Raw genomic sequence first — 22,054 nt, forward strand, 5'->3', positions numbered from 1 at the left:
TGCCGGTCAGGCGAAGTGGCTCTTGTAGATGACGCCGTGCACGCCGACGGTCCGGTCGACCACCTGCGAGACCTCGAAGTCGGCGGCCGCCGAGAGGTAGGCGTAGGCCACCGAGCGGTCCATGCCGAGGTCGGTCTGCAGGAAGTCGAGCGCGTTGACCACCGCTCGCCGCGCGGCGACGTCGAGGTCGACGAACTGGCCGTCGCGGAACCCGTCGGGGTCGGACAGCCCGATCGGCAGCCACGCGTCCGGCGACTCACCGAACGGGTAGCGGAACGCGACGGAAGGCGCGTCGCCGGACCCGGGCTTGCACACGGTCAGCCGGAAGGTCAGCCGCAGGGACCCCTCCAGCGCGGTCAGGGCGACCTCGCCGTGGCCCATGGACATGTGCGGGTCGCCCACCGAGAACAGCGCGCCCTCCGCGACGACCGGCACGTAGAACGCCGAGCCGACGTTGAGCCGGCGGATGTCGATGTTGCCGCCTCCGACGGTCGGCGGGATCGAGTTCACCAGCGGGTCGTTGAGCACCGGCGCGTCCGAGACGGTGGCGACCGCCATGAGCCCGGGGAAGCAGTCGACCGGCCAGGAGACCCGCCGGCCGGCGGCGCCGACGGGCAGCCAGGCGCGGGTCTCGCCGTCCCGGCCGGAGTCCAGCGGCGTGAACACCGAGACGTTGCCGTAGCGGGTCGGGTCCCCGGTGGCGCGCCCGTCCGTCGAGACCGGCGGCATGACCTCGGCCTCGCTGATCCCGCCCTCGGGGCCGGCGAGCTGGCGGGCCAGGGCACCCTTCCCGTGCCGGCTGGAGACGACGCCGTAGGGCACCCGGGGCAGCGCGGTGAGCGGCTCGATCTTCAGCACGTCGCCGGGCTGGGCGCCCTCGACGAACACCGGACCGGTCACGACGTGCGGTCCGTCGGCGTCGAAGTCGCGCGGGTGCTTCGCGTACTCGGCGGCGATGGCGACGGCGTCGTCGAGCACCTGCTCGCGGGGGACGCCGTTGCCGCCGAACCAGGCCACCGGGTCGCGGCCCTGGTCCTCGAGGATCCCCTCGTGGCTCACGGTGTCGACGGTGACCGTTCCGCCCGAGCGGAGCCGGGTCACCGGCGCGTCGCCGACGCGGGGCAGGTAGCCCCAGAGGACCTGCTCCGGGAGGGAGTTCAGGTAGACGTCGCCGTCGATCGGCCCCTGCCCCGGCTGCAGGACCTCACCGGGCAGGCGGGTGCGCGCCTGCGCCGCCGCGGGGGCCGCGGTGGCGATGCCGGTGCCCAGCACCGCTCCGGCGGCCAGCGCTGCCTGGACGAACGCCCGCCGGCCGATGCCGCGTTCGACGAGCTCCGCGGCACGTGCCGGGTCCGGCCGGCCGTCCTCCGGCGTGGTCAGCGTCATGGGTGGGGTCTCCCGTCCGGAGGGTCGTGCTGGACGAGAGCAGTCCAACGGACGGCGGATTACGGTCCGGGGTCCTGTGTTAGAGGCAGGTTGCCGAGTGCGCGGCAGCCGCGCAGCGTCATGCCGTGAACACGACGTGGAAGGCCTCGGCGAGCCGTCCGGCCGGCAGGCCGAAGCGCGACGCGGTCTGCCGCATCCAGCCGCCGACGAACTCCTCGAGGTCGTCGCGGTGGCTCACCTGGGTGACGTGGCTCTTCAGTGCCGCGAACTTCAGCTCGACGACGTCGGTCACGTCGACGGCGTGGTCGGCGCGCGGGCTGGCGGTCAGCCACACCTCGCGCACCGTCCACGCCTCGAGCCCCTCCTCGGCGAGCAGCTCGGGGAAGGCGAACGGGTTGCGGGCGTCGGGGTAGACCGCCCGCAGCGTCGACTCGCCCACGGTCATGTGGTCGGGGTGGCTGGCGCCGATCCGCTCGTAGAACCGCTCCGGCGAGCTGGTCAGCACCCGCTGCGGCCGCACCTGCCGGATCACCCGGGCGATGTCGCGGCGCAGGTCGAGGGTCAGCTCCAGCCGGCCGTCGGGGTAGCCGAGGAAGCGGACGTCGGTGACCCCGACGGCCTTGGCCGCGGCCTCCTGCTCGGCCCGCCGCAGCGGCCCCATCGCCTCGCGCGGGGTCTCGTCGAAGCCGCCCGCGTCGCCGTCGGTGACGATCAGGTAGGTGACCTCGGTGCCGGCCGCGGTCCAGGTCGCGACCGTCCCGGCGCTGCCGAAGTCGACGTCGTCGGGGTGGGCCAGCACGCACAGCGCGCGGTCGACGGACTCGGCGGGACGGCGGGACTGCGGCGAGGTCACCCGCCGGAGCCTAGGTGTCCCCCCGGAGGCGGCGCAGCGGACCGGGTCGACCAGCATCTCCCCCTCCCGGGTCATGCGGCAGCGACGGTCGCGCGCCGATCAGAGCAGGGAGGGCGACCAGCGCCCGCGAGACGAGGGGCGACATGGGACGGGTTCCCGTACACCGGGAGGCGGCAGCGCGCGGCGTCGTGCTCGCCTGCGCCGCGGTGGTGCTCGCCTGGGCCGCGGTCGCGGTCTGGTCGCCCGACGGCCCGTCCCCGGTGGCCTCCGAGCTCTTCCAGCTCGGCGCGGCCGGGGCGGCCACGGGGTCGACGGCCTGGCGGGCGGTGCGGTCGGCCGGCCGGCTGCGCGCGACGTGGGCGGCGTTCGCACTGGCCTGCGCCGGGTGGACCGCCGGCCAGGCGTACTGGACCGTGGAGGGGGTCGCCGGCCGGCTCGCGCCCTTCCCGTCACCGGCCGACGCCGGCTTCCTCGCCTTCCCGTTGTTCGCCGCCGTGGGGCTGCTGCTGCACCCCGCCGACGACGGCGTGCGCGGCCGCTGGCAGCGGACCTCCGACGCGGTGATGACGTCGGCCGCCATCGGGCTGGTCAGCTGGCAGACCGCACTCGAGGCCGTCGTCACCGGCAGCACGACCAACGACCCGCTGGAGACCCTGCTCCTGGTCGCCTACCCGGTCCTCGACGTCCTGCTCGTCGTCCTGACCCTGCTCACCCTCGCGCGCAGTCGGCGCCGCGGCGCCGACCTGCTGCTGGTGGGCGCCGGGCTGGTGGCGCTCAGCGTCTCCGACAGCGCGTTCGCGTTCCTCCAGTCGACCAGCGCCTACGACGGCGGGCTCGTCGACGGCGGCTGGGTCCTCGCCTTCCTCGCCATCGCCGCGGCGGGTGCCCTCTCCGGGGTCGGTGCGCCCGGTGGGGCGGCCACGGCGCGCGGCCGGGGCGTGCGCACCACCTTCCTCCCGTACCTGCCGGTGGCCGCGGCCCTGACCAGCAGCCTGACGGTGACCATGGTCGGGCGTCCGCTGGGCCGGGCGGAGATGCTCCTGGCCACCGTCGTCATCACCCTGCTGCTCAGCCGCCAGTTCGTGGCGCTGCGGGACAACGTCCGCTTGGCCGGCGAGCTGGCCGCGCGCGAGGCGATGCTGCGCCACCAGGCCTTCCACGACGGCCTCACGGGGCTGGCCAACCGGGCCCTGTTCCGCGACCGGCTGCAGCACGCGCTGCAGCTGCACCGCCGCGACCTGCGCCCGGTCTCCGTGGTGTTCCTCGACCTCGACGACTTCAAGGTCGTCAACGACACGCTGGGTCACGCCACCGGGGACCAGCTGCTGGTCAGGGTCGCCGAGCGGCTGCGGGACGCGGTGCGCATCGGCGACACGGTGGCCCGGCTCGGCGGGGACGAGTTCGCCGTCCTGCTCGAGGACGGCGCCGACACCTCCGCCACCACGGCGCGGCTGCTGGAGGCGCTCCGTGCGCCGGTGTCCGTCGGCGGACGGTCCTTGTCGGTCCGCGCCAGCGTCGGCGTCAGCACGCTCGGGGCGAGTGACGCCACCGTGGACGTCGACGAGCTCCTGGTCCGCTCGGACCTGGCCATGTACGCCGCCAAGCGCGCGGGCAAGGACCAGGTCGTGGCCTACACGCCCGGCCTCAACCTCCTGGAGGTGGAGGAGGGGGAGCTGCGGGATCGGCTGCGCGTGGCCGTCGCCGAGCGCGAGGTCACGCTGGAGTACCAGCCGATCGTCGAGCTGGGGACGCACCGCGTCGTGGCGCTCGAGGCGCTGGCCCGGTGGCGGCCCGACGGCGTCGAGGTGGGTCCCGACGTCTTCGTGCCGGTCGTCGAGCGCACCGGGCTCATCGACGAGCTCACCGTGCAGCTGCTCGGCGAGGCCTGCGCGCGGGTGGCCGGCTGGTCCGCGGACCGCGGCGCGCCGGTGGCGGTGCACGTCAACGTGGCGCCGTCGTCCCTGGCCGCGCCCACCTTCGTCGCCACCGTCGGAGAGCTGGTCGCCCGGCACGGACTGGCCCCCGGGCAGCTGGTCCTCGAGCTGACCGAGCGGGGCCTGCTCCCCGATCCGGAGGCGGCCGAGCGGGTGCTCGCCCGGCTCCGGGCCCTCGGCGTCGGGGTGTGCCTCGACGACTTCGGCGTCGGCCAGTCCTCGCTGGCCCGGCTGCGCACGCTGCCGCTGGACTCGGCGAAGATCGACCGGTCGTTCCTCGAGCGCAGCGACAGCGACCCGCGGGCGGCGACGCTGCTCGGCGCCGTCCTCCGGCTGGCCCGCGACATCGGCCTGCCGGTGGTCGCCGAGGGGGTCGAGCGCCCCGGGCAGCTCACCACCCTGCGCGGTCTCGGCTGCCCCCGGGCGCAGGGCTACCTGCTCGGCCGGCCGGTCCCGGCCTCCGCCGTCCCCGGGCTGCTGGACGGGTCGGCGGTCCTCACCGGCTGACCGGCCGCGAGCCCGCGCAGCTTGTCGGGGTTGCGGACGACCAGCACCTGCTGGACGTGCCCGCCGACGAGCACGAGGGACAGCGTGAGGAACGGCGCGGCCCCGGACCACAGGACGACGCCCGGTGCGCCGTTGAGGTCGGCCACCTCGATGCGCAGGTCCGGGACGGCCAGGCCCTGGGCGGCCGTCGCCACCAGGAAGCGGGCCACCTTGTCCGCTCCGGAGATCGGCCGCAGCGCCGCCTTCGCCCTGCCCCCGCCGTCGGAGATCAGCACCACGTCGGGGGCGAGGGCGGCCAGGAGCGCGTCGACGTCCCCACCGGCGCAGGCAGCCAGGAAGCGCTCGGTCACCGTCCGCTGCGCCGCCCGGTCGGCGTCGAAGCGCGGCTGCCGGGCCTGCACGTGCTCGCGGGCACGGTGGGCCATCTGCCGGACGGCGGCCTCGCTGCGGCCCAGGGTGGCGGCCACCTCCGCGGCCGGCAGCCCGAACACCTCCCGCAGCACGAACACGGCCCGCTCCGCGGGGGAGAGCGTCTCCAGGACCACCAGCAGCGCCAGCGAGACCTGCTCGCCGAGCTCGGCGGCGTCGTCCGGGTCCGGCGGCGGTGCGGCCCCGGCGACCGGCGCCGCACCGGTGAGCAGCGGCTCGGGCAGCCAGGGCCCGACGTAGCTCTCCCGGCGCGTGCGGGCGGCGGCCAGCCGGTCCAGGGCCAGCCGGGAGGTGATCCGCACCAGGTAGGCCCGCGGGTCGGCGACGTCGGACCGGTCGGCCGCCGACCAGCGCAGCCACGCGTCCTGGACGACGTCCTCCGCGTCGGCGACGCTGCCCAGCATCTGGTAGGCGACGGTGAACAGCAGCCGCCGGTGCCGGTCGAAGGGGGACGGCTGCTCGGTCACGGTGCGGCCGGGAGGTCGCAGCGGTCCCGGAAGCCCTGGCTGGTGAGGCCGAGCGCGGAGTTGAAGCGCGACCGGACGTTCTCCACGGCGACCATCATGGTGAGCTCGATCAGCTGCGCGTCGTCCAGCTCGCGCCGCAACGCGGCGACCATCTCGTCGGTCACGTCCGGTGGCGTCGCCGTCACGGCCTCGGCGTAGGCCATCACCTGGCGCTCCAGGTCGGTGAACACGTCGCTGTCCCGCCACGTCGGGACCGCCCGCAGCTTCGCGGGGTCCACGCCCTCCTGGCTGCTGATCCAGTAGCCGAAGTCCACGCACCAGGAGCAGCCGATCGCGACGGCCGACGCCATGACCGCCAGCGCCTTGAGCGAGCGGTCGAGCCGGTTCCAGCGGGCCAGGGACATCTCGAACCCGGCGTCGGTGACCAGGACCCCCGGGTGGTGCGCCATGGCGGCCAGCGGGTCGGGCAGCGCGCCGTAGGTCCGGCGCGCGTACCACCCGGCGAGCCGGGTGACCAGCGTGCGGGGCGGATCGAGCGGGATGCGGGCCATGGTGGTCGTCCTCTCCATCGGGTGGTGCACATGGAGACGGGACAGCCGACCCGGGCGTGACATCGGTCGCGGCCCGCGGGAGCCGCTCACTGCAGCGTGGCCGACAGCCGGGCGGCCAGTTCGACGACGTGGGGCTGGGCGAGCAGGTGCTCGTGGTCTGCAGGGACCTCGGTCACGAGGAGGTGGGGAGCGGACCGCCGCCAGGCCGTCAGGGTGTTGCCCACCACCGGCAGCCGGCGCTCGGCCAGGTAGTACGTCACGGGCCCGGCGTAGGCGCTCAGCCGGTGTGCGTTGAAGGTGCGGTACGACTCGCCCCAGGCTTCCGCCTCGGGGTCCGGGTCACCGATCCCGAACCGCATGCGCAGCTGCTCCGACAGGCGCTTCCGCGAGCTCACGGTGTCCAGCCGGCCGGCCCACCGGCGGCCGACCAGTTCCCGCGGGGTCATGCTCGCCATCGGCGGGATCACGTCGATGAGCCCGAGGAAGCGCACCTCGTGGCCGGCCGCGGCGAGGCGGCAGGCGGTCTCGTAGACCAGCAGCCCCCCGAAGGAGTAGCCGACGAGGCCGTAGGGGCCGCCCGCTTGGACCTGGAGGACCTGGTCGGCCGTGTCCGCGACGAGTTCCTCGATGCTGCGCCGCCGCCCGTCGTCGTCGACCAGTGACGGCTGGAGCCCGTACACCGGGCGGGTCGTCTCGAGCGCCTGGACGAGGCCGTGCAACTCGTTGAGCTGGCCCCAGGCGTCGCACGCGATGAACACCGGGCGCCCGGCGCCCGCGCGCAGCAGCCGGCCGCAGGGAGCCTGCGCCGTCCGTGCCGCGGCGACGGCCCGGGCGAGGCTTCGGAGGGTCGCGTCCGCGTAGAACGCCGTGATGGGGACGTCCGCGCCGAGTTCCAGCTTGAGACGGCGCAGCAGGCTCATGACCTGGCGGGAACTGCCCCCGAGGTCCATGAAGTCGTCGTCCGGCCGGGCGTCAGGGACGCCGAGGACGTCCTGCCAGATGCGGAGGAGGGCCCCGGGCGGCACGACGCCGTCCTGAACCGGTGCCGGTGATCCGGTTCCGGCGGGGGCCGACTCCGGAGCGTCCTCCGCGGTCGCGGGCTCCGGGATGGCGGTCAGCACCGCGGTCCGGATGGCGGCCAGGCAGCCGGGGTTGCGCAACGCCGACTCGTTTGCGACGGGGTCGCCGTTCACGGCGTCCCGTGCCGCGCGTTCGGACCGCTTGCCGTTGTGGGTGACCGGCAGCTCGGGGACGGCCGCGACCAGGGAAGGGACGTGCGCGGCGGACGCCTCCCGGCGGAGGGTCCGGCGGATGGTCCGGTCCAGATCGCCGTCGAGCACCGCGCCCGCACGCGTCACGACGAGCAGGACCATGCGCGACCGGCCACTCCCGGCCGGGTCCCGCTGCTCGACCGCCATGGCGTCGGCGACCTCCGGCACCCCGCGCAGTGCGGTGTACACCTCGCTCGGACCGATGCGGACCCCGTTCACGTTGAGCACGCCGTCGGAGCGGCCGTGCATGCGGGCCGTTCCGTCGGGGGCGAACTCGACGAGGTCCCCGTGGGTCCACGTGCCGGGGTGCTGGGCGAAGTAGGCCCGGTGGAACCGGCTGCCGTCCGGGTCCCGCAGGAAGCCGATCGGCCGGGACGGGAAGGGACGCCGGCAGACCAGCTCACCGATCCGGCCGACGAGCTCCTCGCCGTCCTCGTCCACAGCGGCGACGTCCAGACCGAGACTGCGGGTCTGGCAGCGGCCGGGGCGAACGGGGAGCTCGGGGTGGCCGAGGACGAAGCAGCCGAGGATGTCGGTGCCGCCCGAGATCGACTGCAGCGGCTGCGGGCCGACGGCCTCGGCCAGCCAGTCGAACTGCCAGTCGTGCAGCACCGCGCCGGTGGACAGGACGCTGCGGAGGCGGCTGAGCGCGACCGCTCGGCCCGGCCGGTACCCCGCGTCCTGGCACAGTTGGAGGTAGGCGGGGCTGGTGCCGAACACGGTGACGTCGTGCTGCGACACCAGCTCCCAGAGGGTCTTCGGACCGAGCACTGGTCCGTCGTGGAGCACCACGGAGGCGCCGACCGCCAGCGCGGAGAGCTGCCAGTTCCACATCATCCAGGCGGTCGTCGTGTGGAAGAAGAGGCGGTCCTGGGGGTGGAGGTCGCCGTGCAGGCGGTGTTCCTTGGTGTGCTCCAGCAGGGCGCCGCCGGCGCCGTGCACGATCGCCTTCGGCGGGCCCGTGGTCCCGGACGAGAACATGACGAACAGCGGGTGGTCGAAGGGCAGCCGGGGCCACTCCGCTCGCGGCGTGTCCCGCACGTCGGCGACCAGATCGGTGAGGCGCGCGACCGGCACGGCACAGGCGGCCGGCAGGGGCAGCTCGTCGAGGACGACGACCTGCCGCACGGTCGGCAGCCCGACCAGCAGGCCGGTGGTGCCGGCCTCCGGCCCGTCCTGCAGCCCCGCCCGGTCGAGGAGCACGAGCACGGGCTCGACCTGCTCGAAGCGGCCCAGGAGCGCGGCGGTCCCGACGTCCGGGGCGGCAGTGGCGACGACCGCGCCCAGCGCCGTGGCGGCCAGGACGGCCACGGTCGTCCGTGCGTCGTTGGGGGCGACGGCCACGACCCGGCTGCCTGCGACGATCCCGGCGGCAGCGAGTGCGGTCGCCGTGGTCGCGACCGCGTCCCGGAGCTCCCGGCGGCTGAGCGTCTCGGCCGGGCGGTCGGCGTGGACCGAGATCAGGGCCGGCGCGTCGTCGTCCACGTCCGGCAGGGGCCGCAGCAGGGCTTCGGCGTAGTTGAGGGTGACGTCCGGGAAGAACCGGGCCGTCTCCACGTCGTCCCCGACGAGGACGGGGGTCGCGAGACCCGACCACGGTAGCTGCGACCACTCGAGGAACGCGTGCCAGAACGTCTCCGGCTCCTCGACGGAGAAGGCGTGCAGCTCTGCCGGGTCAGCGAGCGACCGCCCTGCTCGCTGTTCGCACAGGTCCCGGAACGAGGCCAGCTGTGTCTTGTGTGCCCGGGGGGCACTGCTGGAGGAGGTCGTGGCGGTCGATGTCACGGGCGCAGCCTCTCGTCGAGCCCATCGAGGTCGATCAGGTCCCGGGGAACGACTGCGTGCCCTCCGGTGACGAGCCTCGACGTGGCGAGCGTCGCCACCATCCCGCGTGGGGCCGCCACGCCGGTGACGTGCCACGTGCCGACGCGCTGCGGGGTGCGTCCACGCAGGCCCACGTCGAGGCGGACAGGCGGCACGGACAGCCCGGAACCGCCGCCCTTGAGCACGGCCTCCTTGACCGTCCAGAGCCGAGTGGCTGCGGCGGCACGCCGCTCCGGGGAGAGGCCTCGCAGGCCCGCGACCTCGCGGGTGGTCAGCCAGCTCTCCGCCAGGGTCGCGTCGGTCCACGGAGGGACACGCTCGAGGTCGATCCCGACACGGGTTCCGCGCGCCACCGCCACCATGCCGAGATCGCCGCTGCGGGTGCAGGTGACGTCCAGTTGCAGGTCTGGCAGTGACGGGGGAGGCAGTTCGGGACGTCCGTGCGGGGTGACGGTGAGCGGCACCTCGGCCGCACGGCACGACAGCTCGCGGCTCACGACGTGACGGAGCGCCGCCCGCAGGGCGATCCGGCGCCGCCGCACCTCCGGTGTCCCTCGGTCGGCCCGCTGCAGCTCGGACGGCGAGAGCACGCCGGCCGCGCGGGCCAGCGACCGGTCGTCGACATCCAACGCCACCTGCCACACGTCGACCTGGACCCGCGGGCTGCGTTTCCGCACGAGGCCGTGGCTGAGCGTGAGCGCCGGCATGGGGTGAAGCCTCGCACGACGCGACGACGGGGTGGGGTCGTTCCGGAACAGGGTCACCCGATGGCGCGGACTCCTCACCAGCGAGGAGGTCAGGACGTCCGCGGTCCGTGACCGGCCGGTCCGAGGACGGCCGACCCGGACGTCCCGCCCGCGCAGGGTTCCGTGACGACGCCGTCCGGAGGACCCTGGCGCACCCACGGGGGCGGTTCCGGGAGCCCGCGCGGCGGTGCCGCCGGGGAGGAGGGGACGTGGACGCCGACTTCGCCAAGACCGTGCAGCGGACGGCCGAGGCCCTGGCCGCGATCGGGTCGGGTGACCCGGGGCCCTACACGGCCCTGTGGGCCCGCTCGGACGACGTGACCCTGTTCGGCGCCTGGGGGCCGATCGAGAAGGGGTACGACGCGGTCACGCAGACCTTCCAGTGGGTGGGCAGCCGGTTCAGCGACGGAGCGCTGACCCCGACCCACGACGTCGTCCACGTCGACGGGGACCTCGCCTACACGGTGGGGTCCGAGCGGGGCGTCGTCCGGGTCGACGGCGGTGAGCCCCGGCCCATGACGATCCGGGTCACCCATGTGTACCGGCGGTTGGACGGCGAGTGGTGGCTCGTGCACCGCCACGCGGACTTCCCGCCCCCCGACCAGCGCCGCGGCTAGCAGCCGGCCCCGTCCGGAGGCTCGCCGCGAGCCGGCGAGCGGTGAGGGGGGCAGGGGGTCCTTTCAGAGGCGGCCGCGGCCCTGGCGCAGCAGCATCATGCCCAGGGTGGCGCCGTCGCGGCCGAGGGCGTCCTGGAAGCGGGCCAGCACCTGCTGCTCGCGGGACAGCGACAGCCGGGTGCCGCCCGCGGCGCGGCGCAGCTCGCCGATCTGCTGGGAGACGGCCAGCCGGCGCTGCACGAGCCGGATGATCTCGGCGTCGCAGTCGTCGATCTGCTCGCGGAGCTCGGCGATGCGCTCGTCGGCGTCAGCGGCGGCGGTGGGGACCGTGGCGGTCATCGGGGTTCCTCCAGGGCGGGCGGGTGGCCGTCGGACCCCGGGAACGAGAAACGCCCCGGGCTCCTCGGGCCCGGGGCGTCTGTTGCGGCGTGTGCTCAGCCAGCGGTGACGGACACCGGATCCCGGTGGCCGTAGAAAAAGCTGAGCGCGGTGAGCACGGCGGGGAGTCTGCCACATCCCCGGGTGTGATCGCCACGACGTCCTCGGGTGGGTGTGGCGGACGTTCCGCGGCCCCGGGGAGCGTCACCCGTCCGAACTACAGTGGTGTGGTCATGAGCAGCGTCCAGCAGGCCCTCCCCGGTACCGCCGCACTCCAGCGCTCCGCCTCCGGCTCCGTGGGGCGGGAGCTGGACCGGATGCTCGCCGGTCTCAACGGCCCTCAGCGGCAGGCCGTCGTCCACGAGGGCAGTCCGTTGCTCATCGTGGCCGGCGCAGGCTCGGGCAAGACCCGGGTCCTGACCCACCGCGTCGCCTACCTGCTCGGTGCCCGCGGCGTGCAGCCCGGCGAGGTCCTGGCCATCACCTTCACCAACAAGGCCGCCGGGGAGATGAAGGAGCGCGTCGCCGCCCTCGTCGGTCCCCGCGCCCGCGCCATGTGGGTGTCGACGTTCCACTCGATGTGCGTGCGGATCCTGCGGGCCGAGGCGGCCAAGCTCGGCATGAAGTCGTCGTTCACGATCTACGACCAGGGCGACTCGGTCCGGCTGATGACGATGGTCGCCCGCGACCTGGACCTCGACGCCAAGCGATACCCCGGCCGCAGCCTGGCCGCCCAGGTGTCGAACCTGAAGAACGAGCTGGTCGACGAGGAGTCCTTCGCCCCGGTCACGGCGCCGGAGAAGGTGCTCAAGGAGGCGTACACCCTCTACCAGCGGCGGCTGCGCGAGGCGCACGCCATGGACTTCGACGACCTGATCATGACGACGGTCAACCTGCTGCAGGCCTTCCCGGACGTCGCCGAGCACTACCGCCGCCGGTTCCGCCACGTCCTGGTCGACGAGTACCAGGACACCAACCACGCGCAGTACGTGCTGGTCCGCGAGCTGGTGGGCACCGGGGAGGGGCCGGTGCCGCCGGCCGAGCTGTGCGTCGTGGGTGACGCCGACCAGTCGATCTACGCCTTCCGCGGCGCGACGATCCGCAACATCGACGAGTTCGAGCGCGACTACCCGGACGCGACGACGATCCTGCTGGAGCAGAACTACCGCTCCACGCAGCGGATCCTCAGGGCGGCCAACCAGGTCATCGCGAAGAACACCGGCCGCCGTCCGAAGAACCTGTGGACCGACGCCGGGGACGGCGAGCTGATCGAGGGCTACGTCGCGGAGAACGAGCACGACGAGGCCGCCTGGGTCGCCGAGCAGATCGACGCGCTGGTCGACGAGGGCAAGGCCAAGCCCAAGGACATCGCCGTCTTCTACCGGACCAACAACGCCTCCCGTGTCTTCGAGGAGGTGTTCATCCGCGTCGGCATGCCCTACAAGGTGGTCGGCGGGGTGCGCTTCTACGAGCGCAAGGAGGTCCGCGACGCGCTGGCCTACCTCAAGGTGGTCGCCAACCCGGCCGACGTCGTCAGCCTGCGCCGGGTCATCAACACGCCCAAGCGCGGCATCGGCGAGCGGGCGGAGACCTGCGTCGAGAACTTCGCCGACCGGGAGCGGATCGCCTTCGCCACGGCCCTGCGGCGGTGCGCGGAGATCGGTGACCTGGCCACCCGCTCGCTCAAGGCGATCCAGGAGTTCGTGGCGCTGCTCGAGGAGTTCGAGCGGCTGGTGGAGACCGGCTCCGGGCCGGCCGCGCTGCTGGAGAGCATCCTCGACCGCACCGGCTACCTCACCGAGCTGCAGGCCAGCACCGACCCGCAGGACGAGGGGCGGGTCGACAACCTCAACGAGCTCATCTCGGTGGCCGCGGAGTTCGAGGCGGCCAACCCGGAGGGCTCGGTCACCGACTTCCTGGAGCAGGTGTCGCTGGTCGCCGACGCCGACCAGATCCCCGTCGCGGGCGACGACGCCGGCGTCGTGACGCTGATGACCCTGCACACCGCCAAGGGCCTGGAGTTCCCGGTCGTCTTCCTCACCGGCATGGAGGACGGCGTCTTCCCGCACCTGCGGGCCCTCGGGGACCCCAAGGAGCTGGAGGAGGAGCGCCGGCTGGCCTACGTGGGGATCACCCGCGCCCAGCAGCGGTTGTTCCTGTCGCGGGCGACGGTGCGCACCAGCTGGGGCCAGCCGGCGTACAACCCGCCGTCCCGCTTCCTCGACGAGCTGCCCGGGGACACCGTGCACTGGGCGGGGAAGGAGCCGGTGCCGGCACCGAGCACCGGGTACCGGTCGGCGCAGCAGCGGGTGGCCGCCACCGGGCTGTCGACCGGCGGGCTGCGCGGCGGGGCGGGCAACCGCGCCGTGATCTCGGTGGAGGTCGGGGACCGCGTCAGCCACGACGCGTTCGGCCTGGGCACCGTCGTCGAGGTCACCGGCGCCGGCGACAAGGCCCAGGCGACGGTCGACTTCGGCTCGGGCGGCACCAAGCGCCTCGTGCTGCGCTACGCCCCGCTCGTCAAGCTCTGACCCGAGGAGCGGGGCCGGGAGGGTCGCGCGGCCAGGCCGCCCGGCCGGGGGATTGCCGGTGTTCCTCGTGCTCTGCGGGTCCTGCAGCCCCCGCAGGGCACGAGGAACACCGGCACAGCGGCGTCGACCGCTAGATCGCGACGCCGTGGTCGGCCAGGTACTGCTGCGGGTCGATGGGCCGGCCGGTCATGCCGCCGCGGTGGATCTCGTAGTGCAGGTGCGGCCCGGTCGACTGGCCCTCGCTGCCGACCTTGGCGATCTGGTCACCGGCGTGCACGATGTCGCCGGCCTTCACCGAGTAGTAGCGCATGTGGCCGTAGATGTGGACGTTGCCGTCGGCGTCCTGGATGTAGATCGCGTTGCCGTAGCCGGAGGCGGCGCCGGCGCGGATGACGACGCCGTCCACGGCGGCGACGATCGGCGTGCCCAGCGGCGCGGCCAGGTCGATGCCCCAGTGCATCGTGCCCCAGCGCATGCAGAAGCAGGTGCTCATCCGGCCGGGGGTCGGCAGGACGGTCTTCGGCTCACGCGCGGCCCGGGAGGCGGCCAGCTCGCCGAGGCGGGCCTGGGCCTCGGCCTCGGTGATGCCGCGGCGCACCCCGGCGTCCTCCATGTCGCTGATCAGGCCGACGTCGGAGGCGGTGCCGAGGCCGTACTCGGCGGCGCTGACGCTGAGGTCGCCGGCGTCGGACCCGAGCGCGCTGGGCAGCGCGGCGACCACGGCGCCGGCGACCAGCGCGGCCAGCCACAGGGGACCGCGCCGACCGGGCGGACGCGGCACCGCGCGGCGCCGGGTGGGCGCCCCGGCGGTGTCGTCGGCGGTCGGGACGGGCGCCGGGACGTCGGCGACGGGCTCGGTGGAGGAGCGCGGGGCCGGGACGACCGGACCGGGCTTCCGGTCGGTCCTGGGTCGCTCCAGCAGTGCAGGCCCGGTCTGCGGGGTCACGGAGCACCTTCTTCGTCAGCGACCCTCCCGACCGGTGCCCGGAGGCACACCGTCGGGGGAGCGACGGCGGTTGAGGCGTCCGGCAGGACGCCCGCCGACGGGTGTCGGCGCCGTGATCGGACCGTAACGATCTGTCAGGTCGCCGAGGGTCAACGACACTCCGTGTCGCTTTGTCTGCAACGTGTGATCTGCGTGAGGCGTCCGAGGGCCCGACGGCGGGCGGGGGAGCGGCTCAGGCGACCGCGGTCGGCGCCGGCCGGAGCGCCTGTGGGGTGCGCACCCCGGCCAGGGTCGCGGCGACCTCGTCGAGCACGCCGCGGTGGAAGGGCAGCGAGGTGTGGCCGACCCCGCGGACGAGCACGTTGCGCGCCTGCAGGTCGGGGTGGTCGCAGCGCCCGGCAGCCGTCGGGATGACGACCTGGTCGAGGTCGCTGTAGATGGCGGTCACCGGGGTGCGGACGCCGCGCGCCGGCTCGGCCAGCTCCCGCAGCACCGGCGAGCCCGGGCGCAGCTGGCGGACCAGCGGCGTCGGCAGCAGGTGGGCCAGGACCGAGCCCTGGTGCGGCGTCCCGAGGGTCACCAGTTGCTCCACCCGGCGGTCGCCGCCCTGTCGCTGGACGTGGTAGCGGGCGATGAGCCCGCCCAGGCTGTGGCCGACCACGTGTACTCGGTCGTGTCCGGTCTGCTCGCAGATCCGCTCCAGGTGGGCGCCGAGGTCCCGGGCGCCGCGGGCGACGTCGGAGAGCAGCGGGCTGTAGTTCCAGGAGCAGACGTGGGCGAACCCGCGCCGCCGGAGGCTGCGGCGCATCACCGCGAAGATCGAGTGGTTGTCCACCAGGCCGTGCACGAGGACGACGGGGACGCGCGCGGCCAGCGGGTCGGCGGCGAACAGCGCCCGTACGTCGGGAGGCTGGTCACCGGGGCGACACCGCGGGTCGACGCGCAGCGGGTCGGTGCGGGCGCCCAGTGGGTACATGAGCACGTGTGCCCCGACGAGGGCCAGTTCGGTGATCCCGCCGGTCAGGGCGGTGCGGGTCACCAGGGAGCGCAGGCCGCCCCGTGGCGTCCGCGGATCGGCGGTCGTCGTGTGCGAGGCTGGTCCGGACTCCGGGTCGCCGAGTGGGCGCATCATCGTGTCCCTCCCCGTTCGTGACCACCGGTGGAGCCCGGGTTCGACGTCGGCCGGTGGTGAGTGCCGCCCTCTGCCAATGCCCGGTTAACCCGACGGTAAAGCTGTTGTGTGACAGCCGTCACACGACTTGGCCGCGCCGAGGCCGGATCGACGCCGGTTCGTGACCTACCCGACGAAGGGGGAACCGTGGCCGCCCGCGATGGCTCCACCCGGAACCGCGACCGCGTCCGGGCCGCCGGCCCCGAGCGGGGCGCCGACCGGAACAGTGCGGTGCCCTCCTCGGCCCGGACGGCGTCCGCCCGACGCGCCGGGCCCCGCCGGCCCGCTGCCGATCCCGCCCCGGCGCGTCCTGCCGACGGCCTGGTCGTCGGCGACGTGCCGGCGGCCGCGCGGCTGTGCGGGGTGCTGCTCGTCCTCGCCGGCCTCGCCGGGGTGGCCGGCGCCTTCCCGATCTACCTGGTCGTGGGCGGCCAGGACGTCGCCCAGGCCGGCGGGTTCGGAGGGGCGCTGGTCGTCCTGCTCACGCCGCTCGTCGGCGCGGTGGTCGGCGGCGTCCTCGCGGCGGGGCGCGTCCCCCGGCTGGGCCTGGCGTACGCCGGCGTGGCCGGTGCGCTGGCCCTCGGCCTGCTGCTCATCGAGGTCTACCGGGCCCAGGCCTCGACCGTCCGCCCGGCGGTGGAGGTGCTGGCCGGCCGGGAGGTGCTGACCAGCTCGGTGCAGATCGGCGCCGGGTGGGTGCTGGGCGCGGTCTCGCTCGGGCTGACCGTGCTGGCGGGTCTGGTCGCCGCGCTCGCCTGGGGGCGGACCGTCATGGAGGACGGCGGCTCGCTCGACCCCGCCCGCCCGACGCTGGCCGGCGTCGCGACGCTCCTCGGGGTGGGCACCGTCCTGTGCCTGGTGCTGCCCGCGGCCGACGTCCCCGATCGGATCGTCACCGACCCGGCGACGGGGATGCAGACGGTCGTCGAGCAGGACGGCCCGCAGGGGCTGCTCGAGCGGCCCGGCCTGGCGCTGCTGGGCGGGCTGCTCCTGGCCGGGGCCGTCGTCCTGTGCTCGGTGCTGGCACCCTCCCTGCGGCCCCGGCTCGCCGCGGTCGGCGGCCTGCTGGCGATCACCACCGTCGTCCTCGCGGCGGCGCTGTCCGGTCTGCGCGACGCCGCCGTCTCCGACCGGCTGGAGTGGACGCTGCCCGGTGCCGGGCTGCTGGTGGCCGGGCTCGGGTACGCCGTCCTGACCGCGCTCGCCTGGCGGTTGCGCCGGCCGTCGCGGGCCGCCTGAGGCGGTCCCGCCGGCGGTGCGGCTTCCGCTCGGCAGAATCGCGCTGGCGGTCGGTGTGATGCCGAGCACGCCTCCCGGTGCCGGTGGGACGACGCGGTCCGCCGGGCGTTACCGTGCTCGTTCGTGGATCTCTTCGAGTACCAGGCCCGTGACCTTCTGGCCTCCCACGGCGTACCCGTCCTCCCCGGCGGCGTCGCCGAGACCCCCGAGCAGGCCGAGGCGATCGCCCGCGAGATCGGGACCACCGTCGTCGTCAAGGCGCAGGTGAAGACCGGTGGCCGCGGCAAGGCCGGCGGCGTCAAGCTGGCCGACGACGCCGAGGACGCGCGCGCCCGCGCCCAGGACATCCTCGGCCTGGACATCAAGGGCCACATCACCCACCGCGTGATGGTGGCCCAGGCCAGCGACATCGCCGAGGAGTACTACTTCTCCTACCTGCTCGACCGCGCCAACCGCACCTTCCTGGCGATGGCCAGCGTCGAGGGCGGCATGGAGATCGAGCAGCTGGCCGTCGAGCGCCCGGAGGCGCTGGCCCGCATCCCCGTCGACGCCACCGTCGGTGTCGACACCGCCAAGGCCGCCGAGATCGTCGACGCCGCCGGCTTCCCCGCGGAGGTCCGCGACCAGGTCATCGCCATCGCCGTCCAGCTGTGGGACACCTTCAGCGCCGAGGACGCCACGCTGGTCGAGGTCAACCCGCTGGCCAAGGCGCCCGACGGCACGGTCCTCGCGCTGGACGCGAAGGTCACCCTCGACGACAACGCCCGCTTCCGGCACCCGCAGCACGAGGAGCTCGAGGACAGCGCCTCGGCCGACCCGCTCGAGGCCGCGGCCAAGGAGAAGGACCTCAACTACGTCAAGCTCGACGGCGAGGTCGGGATCATCGGCAACGGCGCCGGGCTCGTGATGAGCACGCTGGACGTCGTCGCCTACGCCGGTGAGGAGTTCGGCGGGGTCAAGCCGGCCAACTTCCTCGACATCGGTGGCGGCGCCTCGGCCGAGGTCATGGCCAACGGCCTGCACATCATCCTGTCCGACCCGGCCGTGAAGAGCGTGTTCGTCAACGTCTTCGGGGGCATCACCGCCTGCGACGCGGTGGCCAACGGCATCGTGTCCGCGCTGCAGCTCCTCGGCGACGAAGCGACCAAGCCGCTGGTCGTCCGGCTGGACGGGAACAACGTCGAGGAGGGCCGGCGGATCCTCGCCGAGGCCAACCACCCGCTGGTCACCCTGGTCGACACGATGGACGGCGCCGCGCGCCGGGCCGCCGAGCTCGCCGCCTGAGCAAGGACCCCCTTCCTCCCCACCCCTCGCAGGCTCGGGGCGGGCCCCTGGAAGGGGGCCGGCCCTCCACTCCTGAGACAGGACACCAACAGAGATGTCGATCTTCCTCAACGAGAACAGCAAGGTCATCGTCCAGGGCATGACCGGCTCCGAGGGGCGCAAGCACACCCAGCGCATGCTGGCCTCGGGCACGTCGATCGTCGGCGGGGTGAACCCCAAGAAGGCCGGCCAGAGCGTCGACTTCGACGGCGGCGCCAGCGTGCCGGTGTACGGCTCGGTCGCCGAGGCGATGAAGGAGACCGGCGCCGACGTCAGCGTCATCTTCGTGCCGCCGGCCGGTGCGAAGGCCGCCGTCATCGAGGCCGTCGACGCCCAGATCGGGCTCGCCGTCGTCATCACCGAGGGCATCCCGGTGCACGACTCGACCTACTTCTGGGCGCACGCCCAGGGCGGTTCCACCCGGATCGTCGGGCCCAACTGCCCCGGCCTGATCAGCCCCGGGCGGTCGAACGCCGGCATCATCCCGGCCAACATCACCAAGCAGGGCAAGATCGGGCTGGTCAGCAAGTCCGGCACGCTGACCTACCAGATGATGTACGAGCTCCGTGACATCGGGTTCTCCACCTGCGTCGGCATCGGCGGCGACCCGGTCATCGGCACCACGCACATCGACTGCCTGCAGGCCTTCCAGGACGACCCGGAGACCGAGGCCATCGTGATGATCGGTGAGATCGGTGGGGACGCCGAGGAGCGGGCCGCCGACTTCATCAAGGCCAACGTCACCAAGCCGGTCGTCGGCTACGTCGCCGGCTTCACCGCGCCCGAGGGCAAGACCATGGGCCACGCCGGGGCGATCGTGTCCGGCTCGGCCGGCACCGCGCAGGCCAAGAAGGAGGCCCTCGAGGCCGCCGGCGTCCGCGTGGGCAAGACGCCGTCGGAGACCGCGCGCCTGATGCGCGAGATCGTCGGCTGACGCCGGCCCGTGCCGTCGTCGGCTGACGCTGCCGTGAGCATCGCAGGGAGCGCCAGCGACCGAGGAGTGGAGCGGGGGCGGAAGCCGACCCCTGCCATCGTCGGCTGACGGAGCGACCCGCCACGCCGGTGACGACCGGTACACCGCTGCCCGGTGACCTCACCCGAGGTCGCCGGGCAGCGGTGTCTCCAGGGGGACTCGATACCGTCACGGACGGCGACGCTCGGGCGTGCCGCATTGCCGCCCGTCTCGACCGCTGATCAGGATTGCGTTCAGTGATCACGCAACTACCGAGGAGTGCCCCGCGATGACCAGCCAGCCGCCGCCACCCCCGGGCGGTCACGGGGAGCCGGGCCACGACCAGCAGACCGGGCAGCCGCAGTACGGCCAGCAGACCGGGCAGCCGCAGTACGGCCAGCAGCCGGGGCAGTCCTCGCCGTACGGACAGCAGGCCGGTCAGCCTCAGTCCGGGCAGCAGCCTCCGCAGTACGGGCAGTCCTCGCCGTACGGGCAGCAGCCGCAGCACGGGCAGCCCTCGCAGTACGGGCAGCAGCCGCAGCACGGGCAGCCCTCGCAGTACGGGCAGCAGCCCGGGTACGCCGGGCAGCAGCCTCCGGGGTACGGCCAGCAGCCGCAGTACGGCGGCCAGCCGGGGCAGCCCTACGGCCAGCCCCCGCAGCAGCCCTACGGGCAGCCGGGCTACCCGCCGGGGTACGGGCAGCCGGGGTACGGCCAGCCGCCCTACGGCCAGAGCCCCTACGGTCAGCAGCCGTACGGCCAGGGTCCCTACGGCCGCCCGGCCAGCACCGCGGGCGGTGCCGGCTTCGACCTCAAGCGGCTGAAGACGGGCGACTACGTCGTCGCGGGCGGCGCCCTGCTGTTCCTCGTGCTCTCCTTCTTCCCCTGGTACCAGTTCGACGACGCCTTCTTTGGCACCGACTTCAGCTTCAGCGGCTGGGCGTCCGGCCAGGTGAAGACGGCGTTCTTCTTCTTCCTGCTGGCGGGGGTCTGGGCCGTCCTGCCGGCGCTGGTCCCGCTGCGGCTGGGTTTCCCGCGGTCCTTCGTCACCGTGGGGCTCGCGGCCGTGGGCGTGCTGTTCGCCCTCCTGGGCTGGCTGGACTCCTTCAGCGAGGGCTTCTCGTTCTCGGTCTGGGCGCTGCTCGGCTTCCTCGTCGCCCTGGCGATCCTCGCCTTCGCCGTCCTCTCCCTGCTGCCGGAGCTGAAGAACCGCCCCACGCTGTCGGGTGGGCCGGCCGCCGCAGGCCAGTGGGCCAACCGGCCGGGGCCGCAGTTCGGTGCTCCCGGCGGGCAGCAGCAGCCCTACGGTCAGCAGCAGGCCTACGGTCAGCAGCCGTACGGCCAGCCGGGCCCCGGTCAGTCCTACGGCCACCAGGCTCCCGGCCACCAGGCTCCCGGCCACCAGGCTCCCGGGCAGTCCTACGGCCACCAGGCTCCCGGGCAACCCGGTACAGCGCAGCCGCCGTCCGCGCCGGGTGCCGGGACGGCTCCGGGCACGGACCCCGGGGCCGGCGAGGGCGGGTCCACCGCCTCCGGGTCCGGGCAGCCCCCGGGCAACGCCTGACGAGCACGAACCGACTCCGACGACGGGGGCCGGCGGCCACGGGCCGCCGGCCCCCGTCGGCTTTGTGCGGACCGTTGGGCGCGGATCCCGGCGATCGTGGTCCGGCCTTGGGACAGTGGAGGGGTGGTCTCCCTGCTCGCACGACTGACCCTCCCCGGGCAGCGGGAGTCCGCCGCCCGTGGGCCCCGGACCGGTCCCGTGCTGGCGGTGGTGGCCGCCACGGCGGTCTCGGTCCTCGGGCTCCTGGGACTCGGGCTGGCGGTCGTCGTCGTGCAGACCCTCGACCCGGCCGGCGGCCTGCCGGTCGCGGGGTCCGCCCGGCTGGCCGGCCGGCTGTGGCTGCTGGCCCACGGAGGCGGCCTCACCCTCGGGTCCGGCCCGCTGGTGCTGGCCCCGCTGCTGCTGACCCTCGCCGTCGCGTGGGGGCTGTCGCGCGCCGGCCGCGGCGTCGTCCGGGCCTGCGACGTCCGGGAGATCCGGGACGTCGGCGCGGTCCTGGGCACGCTGGTCGCCACGCACGTCCTGGTGGCGTTGCTCGTGGGGCTCGCCGTCGACGAACCGGGAGCCGACGTCGACCTGCTGCGCTGTCTCCTCGGCAGCGCGGTGCTGGCCGGAGTGGCCGCCGGCTGGGGCACGGTGCGCGAGTCCGGCGTCCTCGACGCGGTGCTGGACCGGCTGCCCGCACCGGTGCGGCCGGTGCTGCGCGCGGTGCTCGCCGGGTTCCTGGCCGCGCTGGCCCTGGGCCTGGCGGTGGTGGCGGTGGCGCTGGCGTCGGACACCCGGGGGTACGCCGCGCTGTCCGGGGCGCTGGGCGGTTCCGGCGCCGGGACGGTCGGGTTGCTGGCGCTCGGCGTCCTCCTGCTGCCGAACGCGGCCGCCGCCGCGATCGGGCTGGCCGCCGGGCCGGGCTTCGTCGTCGGCACGGGCACGCTCGTGTCGGTGCACGGCGTCACGCTGGGCGCGGTGCCGGCGCTGCCGCTGCTCGCGGCGCTGCCCGACACCCAGGCCGTCCCGCTCGTCGCGTTCGCGTCCCAGGCGGTGCCCGCGCTGGCCGGGCTGGTCGCCGGGGTCGCCCTCGGTCGCCGGCTGGACGACGGGGACGGCGGCTCGGTGACCGCCGGGCTGTGGGGCGTGCTCACCGGCGTCCTCCTGGGCCTGGCCTGCGGACTGTTCGCCTGGGTGGCCGGCGGGTCGCTCGGCGACGGTGCGCTGGCCGAGGTGGGCGCGCCCGGCGTCGCCACGGGGCTCGCCGTCGCCGCCCAGGCGGGGATCGCGGCCGCTGTCGGCGCCGCGATCGCCCGCTGGCGCTCGCTCGGCTGACCCCTCCGGCCCCCCGTCGAACGGGCCGTCGGCGGTCCCCGGCTA

General features: G+C 74.5%; 17 protein-coding genes. 8 read left to right on the forward strand and 9 right to left on the reverse strand.

What is annotated here, in order from left to right; all coding sequences use genetic code 11:
* Positions 1-6 precede the first annotated feature (6 nt).
* Positions 7-1,386, reverse strand: coding sequence for an acetamidase/formamidase family protein (locus ACI789_RS06495; RefSeq protein WP_457007259.1), 1,380 nt, complete (start codon positions 1,384-1,386; stop codon positions 7-9).
* 118 nt (positions 1,387-1,504) lie between these two features.
* A complete protein-coding gene (locus tag ACI789_RS06500; protein ID WP_457007261.1) occupies positions 1,505-2,239 on the reverse strand; it encodes a PIG-L deacetylase family protein in 735 nt (244 codons plus the stop codon).
* Positions 2,240-2,382: 143 nt separating this feature from the next.
* Here ACI789_RS06500 and ACI789_RS06505 point away from each other — a divergent pair, with 143 nt between their 5' ends.
* Positions 2,383-4,680 (forward strand): putative bifunctional diguanylate cyclase/phosphodiesterase, encoded by a 2,298-nt coding sequence (locus ACI789_RS06505; protein WP_457007263.1) that lies wholly within the window; start codon positions 2,383-2,385, stop codon positions 4,678-4,680.
* Here the strand turns inward: ACI789_RS06505 and sigJ are convergent.
* The 4 genes from sigJ to ACI789_RS06525 form a co-directional block, all read right to left on the reverse strand.
* Positions 4,605-5,576 (reverse strand): RNA polymerase sigma factor SigJ, encoded by a 972-nt coding sequence (sigJ, locus tag ACI789_RS06510; protein ID WP_457007265.1) that lies wholly within the window; start codon positions 5,574-5,576, stop codon positions 4,605-4,607. The two genes, ACI789_RS06505 and sigJ, sit on opposite strands and share 76 nt — an antisense overlap.
* Positions 5,573-6,127 carry a carboxymuconolactone decarboxylase family protein gene (locus tag ACI789_RS06515; RefSeq protein WP_457007267.1) on the reverse strand — a complete coding sequence of 185 codons (555 nt, stop codon included), beginning with the start codon at positions 6,125-6,127 and terminating at the stop codon, positions 5,573-5,575. The genes sigJ and ACI789_RS06515 overlap by 4 nt, the downstream gene beginning before the upstream one ends.
* An 86-nt stretch (positions 6,128-6,213) precedes the next feature.
* Positions 6,214-9,183 (reverse strand): acetoacetate--CoA ligase, encoded by a 2,970-nt coding sequence (locus tag ACI789_RS06520; RefSeq protein ID WP_457007269.1) that lies wholly within the window; start codon positions 9,181-9,183, stop codon positions 6,214-6,216.
* Positions 9,180-9,929 (reverse strand): 4'-phosphopantetheinyl transferase family protein, encoded by a 750-nt coding sequence (locus ACI789_RS06525; protein ID WP_457007271.1) that lies wholly within the window; start codon positions 9,927-9,929, stop codon positions 9,180-9,182. Before ACI789_RS06525 ends, ACI789_RS06520 begins: the two co-directional genes overlap by 4 nt.
* Positions 9,930-10,177: 248 nt before the next feature.
* Between ACI789_RS06525 and ACI789_RS06530 the strand changes: the two genes are divergently transcribed.
* Positions 10,178-10,585 (forward strand): YybH family protein, encoded by a 408-nt coding sequence (locus tag ACI789_RS06530; protein WP_457007273.1) that lies wholly within the window; start codon positions 10,178-10,180, stop codon positions 10,583-10,585.
* A gap of 63 nt (positions 10,586-10,648) precedes the next feature.
* On the opposite strand, the gene ACI789_RS06535 is transcribed toward ACI789_RS06530, so the two are convergent.
* Positions 10,649-10,924: a chorismate mutase gene (locus tag ACI789_RS06535; protein ID WP_457007275.1), complete on the reverse strand. Its 276-nt coding sequence runs from the start codon at positions 10,922-10,924 to the stop codon at positions 10,649-10,651.
* A gap of 272 nt (positions 10,925-11,196) precedes the next feature.
* Between ACI789_RS06535 and pcrA the strand changes: the two genes are divergently transcribed.
* Entirely contained in the window at positions 11,197-13,494 is a 2,298-nt protein-coding gene (pcrA, locus tag ACI789_RS06540) for a DNA helicase PcrA (protein ID WP_457007277.1), read from the forward strand.
* Positions 13,495-13,624: 130 nt separating this feature from the next.
* Here pcrA and ACI789_RS06545 read toward each other — a convergent pair whose 3' ends face one another.
* Together ACI789_RS06545 and ACI789_RS06550 are read right to left on the reverse strand one after the other, a co-directional pair.
* A complete protein-coding gene (locus tag ACI789_RS06545; protein WP_457007279.1) occupies positions 13,625-14,440 on the reverse strand; it encodes a M23 family metallopeptidase in 816 nt (271 codons plus the stop codon).
* 232 nt (positions 14,441-14,672) lie between these two features.
* Complete coding sequence (locus ACI789_RS06550) at positions 14,673-15,572, reverse strand: esterase/lipase family protein (protein WP_457007281.1); 900 nt, start codon at positions 15,570-15,572, stop codon at positions 14,673-14,675.
* A gap of 186 nt (positions 15,573-15,758) precedes the next feature.
* Between ACI789_RS06550 and ACI789_RS06555 the strand changes: the two genes are divergently transcribed.
* The 5 genes from ACI789_RS06555 to ACI789_RS06575 all read left to right on the forward strand — a co-directional run bounded on the left by ACI789_RS06555 (position 15,759) and on the right by ACI789_RS06575 (position 22,009).
* A complete protein-coding gene (locus tag ACI789_RS06555) occupies positions 15,759-16,850 on the forward strand; it encodes a hypothetical protein (protein WP_457007283.1) in 1,092 nt (363 codons plus the stop codon).
* Between the two features lie 123 nt (positions 16,851-16,973).
* Positions 16,974-18,134: an ADP-forming succinate--CoA ligase subunit beta gene (gene sucC, locus ACI789_RS06560; protein WP_457007285.1), complete on the forward strand. Its 1,161-nt coding sequence runs from the start codon at positions 16,974-16,976 to the stop codon at positions 18,132-18,134.
* 94 nt (positions 18,135-18,228) lie between these two features.
* Positions 18,229-19,107, forward strand: coding sequence for a succinate--CoA ligase subunit alpha (gene sucD, locus ACI789_RS06565; protein ID WP_457007287.1), 879 nt, complete (start codon positions 18,229-18,231; stop codon positions 19,105-19,107).
* Between the two features lie 307 nt (positions 19,108-19,414).
* Positions 19,415-20,689, forward strand: a complete 1,275-nt coding sequence (locus tag ACI789_RS06570) for a hypothetical protein (RefSeq protein WP_457007289.1) — start codon at positions 19,415-19,417, stop codon at positions 20,687-20,689.
* Between the two features lie 123 nt (positions 20,690-20,812).
* Positions 20,813-22,009 (forward strand): cell division protein PerM, encoded by a 1,197-nt coding sequence (locus tag ACI789_RS06575; protein ID WP_457007291.1) that lies wholly within the window; start codon positions 20,813-20,815, stop codon positions 22,007-22,009.
* The last annotated feature ends 45 nt before the right edge of the window (positions 22,010-22,054 follow it).

This window comes from Geodermatophilus sp. SYSU D00965 (assembly GCF_054050075.1).